Annotated in this window: 5 protein-coding genes; all 5 read right to left on the bottom strand. The window is 73.9% G+C overall.

Annotated features, from left to right (window positions below; all coding sequences use genetic code 11):
• Positions 1 to 100: 100 nt before the first annotated feature.
• Positions 101 to 583, bottom strand: a complete 483-nt coding sequence (locus tag ABTY20_RS34130; RefSeq protein ID WP_352001028.1) for a methylated-DNA--[protein]-cysteine S-methyltransferase — start codon at positions 581 to 583, stop codon at positions 101 to 103.
• 21 nt (positions 584 to 604) lie between these two features.
• Positions 605 to 2,074 (bottom strand): AlkA N-terminal domain-containing protein, encoded by a 1,470-nt coding sequence (locus ABTY20_RS34125; RefSeq protein WP_352001029.1) that lies wholly within the window; start codon positions 2,072 to 2,074, stop codon positions 605 to 607.
• A gap of 170 nt (positions 2,075 to 2,244) precedes the next feature.
• The gene (locus ABTY20_RS34120) at positions 2,245 to 3,099 is read right to left on the bottom strand and encodes a DUF72 domain-containing protein (protein WP_352001027.1); all 855 of its coding nucleotides are present in this window, start codon (positions 3,097 to 3,099) and stop codon (positions 2,245 to 2,247) included.
• Positions 3,100 to 3,149: 50 nt separating this feature from the next.
• On the bottom strand, positions 3,150 to 7,073 hold the full coding sequence (locus tag ABTY20_RS34115; RefSeq protein WP_352001026.1) for a glycoside hydrolase family 2 TIM barrel-domain containing protein: 3,924 nt from the start codon (positions 7,071 to 7,073) through the stop codon (positions 3,150 to 3,152).
• Between the two features lie 335 nt (positions 7,074 to 7,408).
• A partial coding sequence (locus ABTY20_RS34110) for an RICIN domain-containing protein (protein ID WP_352001025.1) occupies positions 7,409 to 8,592 on the bottom strand: 1,184 nt, incomplete at its 5' end.

The raw sequence follows: 8,592 nt of genomic DNA, 5'->3' as shown, positions 1-8,592 counted from the left end.
GGCGGAGGAGGGCGCCAACGCGGAGCGTTGGCAACTGACGACAACGCGGCAGATGCGCGTGCCAAGCCCCGCGACGCCGACATGATCCAAACGAGGGGCCCTAGAAGAGGGCTGCCGCGCGTTCGAAGTCCAGCAGGCGCCGCTTGCGCTCCAGGCCGCCGCCGTAGCCGGTGAGGCCGCCGCTCGCGCCGATGACGCGGTGGCAGGGGACGATGATGCCGACCGGGTTGCGGCCGTTGGCGAGGCCCACCGCGCGCGAGGCCCTGGGATCGCCGAGGGCGTGGGCGAGTTGGCCGTAGGTGCGGGTCTCGCCGTACGGGATGCGGGTCAGCTGCTCCCAGACGCGGCGCTGGAACGGGGTTCCGTGCAGGCGCAGTTCGAGGGTGAACTCCTTCAGCTCACCCGCGAAGTAGGCCGAGAGCTGCTCCCGCGCCTCGGCGAAGGGGGTGTCGTCGGGGGGACCGAAGGTCTCCTCGGGCGGACGGTGGCGCTGGCCGGTCATGTAGAGACCGCACAGGACGCCGTCGTCGGCGACGAGCGTCAGCGGGCCGTAGGGGCTGTCGGTCACGGTGTGCTGCTTCATCGGCTGGGGTCCCTGGTTCCTTCACGTCGGCAGGAGGTTGATGGGGTGGTCGTCCGTCGCCCACAGGTACTGGACCGCGTACGCCCGCCAGGGCCGCCAGGCCGCCGCGCGGGCGGTGAGGGCGGCCGGGGTGGAGGGCAGGCCCAGTTCGCGGGCGGCCCGGCGGACGCCGAGGTCGGTGGGGAGGAAGGCGTCGGGGTCGCCCAGGGCGCGCATGGCGATGACGTCGGCCGTCCAGGGGCCGAAGCCGGGGAGGGCGAGGAGCTCGGCGCGGGTCTCGGGCCAGTCGCTCTCGGCGCCCAGGTGCAGTGCGCCGTCGGCGAGCCGGCGTACGAGGGTGGTGAGCGTGGTGCGGCGGGCGCGGGGCAGGGCGAGGGTCCCGGGGTCGAGCGCGGCCAGTGCCCCGGGGGACGGGAAGAGGTGGGTGAGGCCGCCCTCGGGGTCGTCGACCGGGGTGCCGTGCGCGGCGACCAGGCGGGCCGCGTGGGTGCGGGCGGCGGCCGTGGACACCTGCTGGCCGAGGACGGCCCGGACGGCGAACTCCGCCGCGTCGACGGTGCGCGGTACGCGGCGGCCGGGCGCCTTGTCGACGAGGGGGGCGAGGACCGGGTCCGCGCGCAGCTGCTCGTCGACGGCGACGGGGTCGGCGTCGAGGTCGAGCAGGCGGCGGCAGCGGCTGATGGCGACGGTGAGGTCGCGGAGGTCGCCGAGGGCGAGGCGGCAGGCGATGTGGTCGGGGCGCGGGGTGAGGGCCACGATGCCGTGCCCGTACGGCAGGCGCAGGGTGCGCCGGTAGGCGCCGTCCCGCCACTCCTCCACACCGGGTACGGCGGTGGCGGCCAGGTGGCCGAAGAGGTTGTCGGGGTTGAGCGGGGCGCGGAACGGCAGGCGGAGGGAGAGCACGCCGGGGGCGCCGTGGGAGGCCTGCTTCGGCGCCCGGGAGCGCAGCTCGCCCGGGGCGAGCGCGAAGACCTCGCGGACGGTGTCGTTGAAGGTGCGGATGGAGGAGAAGCCGGCCGCGAAGGCGATCCGCGCCATCGGCAGGTCCGTGGTCTCGATGAGCAGCCGCGCGGTCCGGGCTCGCTGGGCGCGGGCGAGCGCGAGGGGGCCCGCGCCCAGTTCGGCGAGGAGCTGGCGTTCGACCTGCCGGGTGCTGTAGCCGAGCCGGGCGGCGAGGCGGGGGACGCCCTCGCGGTCCACGACGCCGTCGGCGATCAGCCGCATGGCGCGGGCCACGAGGTCGGCGCGCTGGTTCCACTCCGGTGAGCCGGGGCTGGTGTCGGGGCGGCAGCGCTTGCAGGCCCGGAATCCGGCCTGCTGGCAGGCCGCCGCGCTCGGGTGGAAGACCATGTTCTCGGCCTTGGGCGGCACCACGGGGCAGCTGGGCCGGCAGTAGATGCCGGTGGTCAGGACGGCGGTGAAGAACCAGCCGTCGAACCGCGCGTCCTTGGACCGCACGGCGCGCACGCAGCGCTCGGTGTCGGTGTGCATCCCCTTCTGCATGCCTCAAGGATCGGGCACGGGCGGCGCCCGGTCCGGCGGGAATCCGACATCGACGTCGCCTGTGCTGCGGCTGTCCGGATCGCCCCGCCGGAGCGCGGAGCGGCCGCGGACCGTCCGGTACGACGGGCCCCGTGGCCGGCGGGGCCCGCGGCCGGGGGTCAGCGACGCCGCGGGGCGAGCAGCTCCCGCATGGTCTCGGCGGCGCGTACGGCGGCGTCCCCGCAGCAGTTGTTGAACAGCACGTGCAGCTCGTCCGTCCGCTCGGCCGCGCGCCGCAGCCGGGGGACCCAGGCGGCGAGTTCGGCCACGTCGTAGTCGTGGCGGAAGCGGTCCTCCTTGCTGCCCCTCCCCCAGGCCCTGCTGCGGCCGTGGAACCGTACGACGGCGAGGGCGGGGCGGCTGACGGGGGCGAGGGGCGGCAGGGAGCCGGCGAGTCCCTGGGCCATGTCCACGCCGACGGCCGTCGCGCCCAGCCCGGACAGCAGCGCGAGGGTGTCCTCGGCCCGGTCCGCCGCCCACCACGCCGGATGCCGGAACTCGACGGCGATCGGCCAGCCGGCCGTGCGCCGCGCGCACTCCTCCAGCGTCCGCTCGGCCGGGGCCCCGGGCGCGAACCGGGGCGGGAACTGGAACAGCACGGCGCCCAGCCGCCCGGCCTCGCGCAGCGGCCCGACCGCTTCCGCGAACCTCCCCCACACCTCGTCGAGCAGGGCGTCGTCCACCGGCCGGTCCCGCAGGTCGGCCGGGAGCGCCTCCGGCCGGGTGGGGTGGCCGGTGAGCAGGGAGAACGCCTTGACGTCGAAGCGGAAGCCGTCCGGGGTGCGCTCCACCCACAGTTCGCTGTTGCGGCGCCGGGGCAGCGCGTAGTAACCGGAGTCCACTTCGACGACGGGCAGCCTGGAGGCGTAGTGCCGCAGCCGGCCCTCGGCGTCCCGCCGTCCGCGCGGGTACCAGCCGCTCGCCACGAGCATGCGGTCCGTCCACGAACAGGCCCCGACCAGAATGTCACCCATGGGAGCCCGGTTACCCCGGGCTCCCGGGAGTGTGTCCCCTCTGTCCCCTCCTACTCGGTCGCCGTGGGCCGGCGCGAGGCCGCCGTCGCCCCGTCCACGTCCGACAGCGGGCGCAGGCGGTAGGTGTACGCGTAGTCGCGGTCGGCGAAGAGCTTGAACTCGTCGTGGGTGTGCGCGCCCCAGCTGTTGTCGCCGCCGACGCCCATCTGGCGGTGGTTGACCCGCAGCACGACCGCGTCCCGCGGGGTCAGCTGGTAGTCGTGCCGGACGCCGGCCGACAGGTCCTCCGGGGTGAAGTGCGAGGCGTTGACCTCCAGGAGGGGTTCGCCCGACACCAGCAGACCGCGGCCCCGGGCGTCGGTCAGCGCGGCCCAGCGGACGTCGGTCCTGTTGCCGTTCTCCTGCGGGCGGATGTAGGGGGTCCACTGGCCGGCCACGGTCGACGTGTAACGGCCCACGTCGGTGCCGGTGTGGCGGTCCCAGTGGTTCTCCTCGGGGCCGCGGCCGTAGTAGTGCAGGCGGTCCAGGCGGCGCGGCAGGAACAGCAGCGTGCCGACCTCCGGGATGTACGGCAGGCTCGGCGCGCCCGGGTGCAGGGTGTTGTCGACCTTGACCTCGCCGTTGCCGAACACCGTGTAGGTGGTGGTGTACGCGGACTCCACGGTGGTGGGCAGCGTGCCGCTGACCGTGATCTCGACGGCCCGCTCGCCGAGGGCCCGCACGGCGACACCGGTGACCTTCCGCCGGGCGCCCGCGTCGCGCCAGGTCTGGTTGCGGGTGTGCTGGCCGTTGCCGCGGTCGTTGTCGGTGGGCGCCCGCCAGAAGTTGGGCACGGGTCCGGAGGTGATCAGGCGGGCGCCCTTCACCTCGTAGGAGGCGAGGGTGCCGCTGCCCTTGTCGACGGTGACCGAGAAGCCCCTGCCGGTGATCCTGACGTCCCTCTCCCCGTCCTCGTGGCGCAGGACCGGGACGCTCGACAGGGGCACGGGGGTCACGGCCGGGCTCCCGGCGTCGAGCGGGAGCTGCTGCCGGGCCACCTCGAAGCCCGCCTCGGCCCACTTCGTGGACTCCTTGGTGGTGAAGGAGAGCTGGAGGAAGTACTCCGTGCCCGGGTCCGGGGTCTTCGGCAGGCGTACGGGCAGGACGACGTCCTTCCCGGACAGCGGCTCCACGTCCAGCTGGTCCCGGGTCAGCCTTCCGTGCCGCACGACCTCGCCGTCGGCGACGAGTTCCCAGCGCCCGTCGAACTCCCGGAGGTTGGTGAACAGGTACTCGTTGGTGAGGGTGACGGCGCCGGGGGCGCCGCCGTCGGGGGTGCGGGCGGCGTCGATCGCCTGGTGGACGCGTGTGACCTCGGCGGCCTTGCCGGTGTGGCGGCGGTCGGCGGTGACGATGCCGTCCGCGACGAACGCGCCGTCGTTGGGGTTGTCGCCCCAGTCGCCGCCGTAGGCGAGGAACGTCCTGTCCTCGGGCCGCCTCGTCCGGGCCTCGACGGTGGCGGCGTCGAACCAGAACCGCACCCCGTCGTCGCCCGGTCCCCGCTCGTCCGAGGCCAGTTCGGCGGCGGTGAGGGCGCGGGCGTAGACGCGGGCGCGGCGGATGGTGCCGCTGAACTCGCGGGTCTGGTCGTCGGCGTCGGAGGCGAGGGCGAGCGGTGCGGTGGTGCTGCCGGGACGCCGGGTGGTGGTCCGGGTGGCCCTCACCGCGCCGTCGACGTACAGGGTCAGCGTGCCGGCGTCCGCGTCGAAGACGCCCGCGAGGTGGTGTTCGCGGCCGGTCCAGTCGTCCGGCACCGTCCAGCTCGCGCTGATCCACTGCCCTCCGCCGTGGATGAAGAACTCCAGGGTCCGGTCGGTCTGCTTGAGCGCGTACTGGGTGTCGCCCTTGGCGAGGATGGGCTGGTGGTAGCCCGTGTACCGCGGAGTGACCCACGCCTCCAGTGTCAGGGAGCCGGTGAGGTCGAGGCTGTCGTCGCGTTCGAAGACCGTGATGCCGGACAGGCCCTCGGCGCGGTCGAGGCCGCCGCGGGTGGCGAGGATCTCGCCGCGCAGTCCGGCCGGCCCCGATTCGGTGAGCAGGGTGCGGGCGGGGACGGGCGTGTGGAGGGACTGGTCGGCGAAGTCCCAGATCCAGCCGCCCTGGAGGACGTCGTGGCGGCGGACGACGTCCCAGTACTTCTTGAAGTTGCCGGTGGAGTTCCCCATCGCGTGGGCGTACTCGATCATGACGTACGGCCGGGTGTCGGCGGTGTCCTCCGCCCGCTGCTCGACGCGTGCCGGGCTCTCGTACATCCGGGACCGGATGTCGCTGATCCCCGGCCGGTCGTCGCCCTCGTACTGGATGACGCGGGTGGGGTCGTAGGAGCGGATCCAGTCGTGCATGGCGGTGAAGGTGGAGCCGCCGCCGGCCTCGTTGCCGAGCGACCAGATGACCACCGAGGGGTGGTTCTTGTCGCGGTGGACCATGTTCCGGGCACGGGCGACGCAGGCCGCCGTCCACTCCGGGTGGTCGCCCGGGTACTCGGAACGGATGCCGTGGGTCTCGAGGTTGGTCTCGTCGACGAGGTAGAGGCCGTACTCGTCGGCGAGTTCGTACCACAGCGGGTTGTTCGGGTAGTGCGAGGTGCGGACGGAGTTCATGTTCATCCGCTTGATGAGCGTGATGTCCTCGACCAGGTCCTCGCGGGTGAGGGCGGTGCCGCGGGCCGGGTGCATCTCGTGGCGGTTGGTGCCGCGGAAGGAGACGGGTCTGCCGTTGATCCGCATCAGTCCGTCCTTGAGGGCGAACTCGCGGAAGCCGACGCGGTGGGACAGGGTCTCGACCACCTCGCCCGCCGGGTCGCGGAGCCTGAGGACGGCCGTGTAGAGCTCCGGGTGCTCGGCCGACCACAGCCGGGGCCGGGTCACCGCCTTCGCGGCCCGTACGGTGACGTCCTCGCCGGCTCCGGCCGTGCCGAGGTCGGCGGTCTGCTCCAGCGGGCGGGACCAGACGGCGTGTCCGCGCGCGTCGTACAACTGCGTCTCGACGGTGTACCGGCCCGACCCGTCGCCGCCGTACGCCCGTACGCTCGCGGTGACCGCCAGCTCGGCCCGCGTGTACGTGTCGTTCAGCGGGGTCTCCAGCTTGAAGTCGCGCAGGTGCACGGGCGGGGTGGAGTACAGGTGGACCGAGCGGAAGATGCCGCTCAGCCGGATCATGTCCTGGTCCTCCAGCCAGTCCCCGTCGGCGTAGCGGTACACCTCGACGGCGATCTGGTTGGTGCCGGGCTTCAGGTGGTCGGTGACGTCGTACTCGGAGGGCGTGTAGGAGTCCTCGTCGTAGCCGACCAGTTCGCCGTTGATCCACACGTAGTGCGCGGACTTGACGCCCTCGAAGTGGAGGAAGGTGCGGCGGCCCGTCCAGTCGCGCGGGACGGTGAAGGTGCGCCGGTACTGGCCGACCGGGTGGTGGCGGGTCGGGGCGGCGGGCGGCCGTGGTTCCTCGCCGCGGCCGTTGGGACCCCAGTACGGGTAGGTGATGTTCAGGTAGATCGGGGAGTCGTGGCCGTGCAGCTGCCACACGGAGGGGACCGGGATGGTGTCCCAGTCGCCGTCGTCGGTGTCGGTGCGGTGGAAGTCGGCGTCCCGGTCCTCGGGGCGGTCGGCGTAGGCGAACTTCCAGGTGCCGTCGAGGCTGAGCCGGTAGGGCGAGCGGGTGCGGTCGGCGGCGAGGGCCTGGCGCACGTCCGCGTAGGGCATGAGCGTGGTGTGCGGCGGCTGGGTGCCGAGCCGGAAGACGCCGAAGTCGTTCCACTCCGGGGCTGCTTCGGCCGCCGCCCGTCGGCCGGCCGCGTGCGCGGCGACGGGCGACGCCGACAGGGCGAGGGCGCCGAGCACGGCGGCGCCGGACTCCAGGAGCCGGCGGCGGCTGACGACCGGCGGTCCCCCGTGGGGGGACCGGCCGGCGGGAGGCGTGTGCGGGTGGGGGTGCGGCATGACCGTGGCCTTCCTCGGTACGACAGGGCGCTGCACGGACTGAGGGCACGTCGGACTCCTCCTCCGCGCACCGCCGGACGGGCGGCGTCACGGCAGGGAAGAACCACGACTACGCGTGACGGAGCGACTACCGGGCCAGCCACACCCTAGGACTCGCACACAAACGAAGCAATGATCTCGTCGGACCCTGTTCGCTCCTGATGCTTGGGCCGTCCCCTCCGGACCTCTCCCCCTGAATTGATCAGGCCGTGCCCCGTACGCGTCCCCGGCCCCTCGCCACTTCGACCGGAACCGGCGCGCCCGGCCGCGGGTGGTGGTCCTCCGGGCCCGGGGGGTCAGCCGCGCCGCCAGGTCTGGTTGGCGGTGCCGGTGCAGGGCCACAGTTTGACCGGCGTGCCGTTGGCCTCCTTGCCCCACCACACGTCGACGCACTTGTCGCCGGCCTTGAGCGACACCAGGTCCTCGGTACCGTTGATCTTGAATTTCTGTCCGCTCGACCCGTCGCACCGCTGCAGCCGGATGGCCGTCTCCTTCTCCACCGACCCGCCGTCCAGCCCCATGCACAGGTCCTCGCCGATGCGCAGGGTCCTGTCGGTGTCGTGGAAGGACCAGGTCTGGGCGCCCACCGAGGCCCCACAGGGCTGGATGACCAGTTCCGCCCCGACTGCCCGGGAACCCGCGGTGAGGCACTTGCCGGTGTCGGCGCTGACGATCCGGGCGGTGGCGACGGTGACCGTCGTGTCCGCCTTGCCCTCGGTCCGCCGGGCCGGTTCCTCCGCCGTGTCCTTCTTCCCCCGCGAGGCCGCCTGCGGGCTCGCGTCGGTGACGGAGCCGGAGCGGGGGCCGGAGTCGTCCGGGGACGCCGCGGCGTCGTCCGTACCCTCCTCCTTCCCGTCCCCCGCCTTCTTCCCGTCCTCCGTCTTCTTCCCGTCCTTCTCGCCGCCGCCGTCCTCGTCCTTCGACGAGCCGGCCGGAGCACCGTCCTTCGGGGACTCCGCGGCGTAGACGCCCGGCGGCTGCTGTGCCTCCTGACCGTCGAGCAGCGCCCGCGAGTCGGCAGCCTCGGTGGCGTGGTTCCCGGACCGCTCGTCCCGCCCGTCACCCACCACGATCAGCAGCGGCACGGCGAGCAGGATCACCCCGGCGATCCCGGCGGCGGCCAGCACGGGGGCCTTCGGCCGCCCCGGCGCACCGTCGCCGTCATCGCTCCCCCTCCCGGTCCCGGCGGACCGGCGGGCGCCGCCGAGTGCGGCAGCCAGTCCGACCGAGGAGTCCGCGGTGCCGCCCGGTGACGCGGCGCGGGCCGGCGTGGCGGTGTCCGCCGCCGCCTCCGGCCGTTCCCCGCGGTCCGTGCCCGGTTCCGCGGCCTCTTCCCGTGCCTCCGGCTCGGTCACGGCCGGAACCGTCCCGGACCCGGCAGTGGCGCGGGTTTCCGTTTCGCCCCGGCCGGTCCCGCCGGCCCCGCCGGTCCTCGTGGTGCCCTCGGCGGTGGCGCCCGCCGCGGCCGTGTCACGGCGCG

This window comes from Streptomyces sp. NPDC126497, from assembly GCF_040302425.1.
GTDB lineage: Bacteria > Actinomycetota > Actinomycetes > Streptomycetales > Streptomycetaceae > Streptomyces.
The sequence above is the reverse complement of the archived record's forward strand: the minus strand, read 5'-3'. Positions and strand labels throughout refer to the sequence as shown.

What these genes read in the sequence shown, in the direction of transcription:
- ABTY20_RS34130 (WP_352001028.1), bottom strand. Translation starts at nt 583, where the DNA reads ATGAAGCAGCACACCGTGACCGACAGCCCCTACGGCCCGCTGACGCTC.
- ABTY20_RS34120 (WP_352001027.1), bottom strand. Translation starts at nt 3,099, where the DNA reads ATGGGTGACATTCTGGTCGGGGCCTGTTCGTGGACGGACCGCATGCTC.
- ABTY20_RS34125 (WP_352001029.1), bottom strand. Translation starts at nt 2,074, where the DNA reads ATGCACACCGACACCGAGCGCTGCGTGCGCGCCGTGCGGTCCAAGGAC.
- ABTY20_RS34115 (WP_352001026.1), bottom strand. Translation starts at nt 7,073, where the DNA reads ATGCCGCACCCCCACCCGCACACGCCTCCCGCCGGCCGGTCCCCCCAC.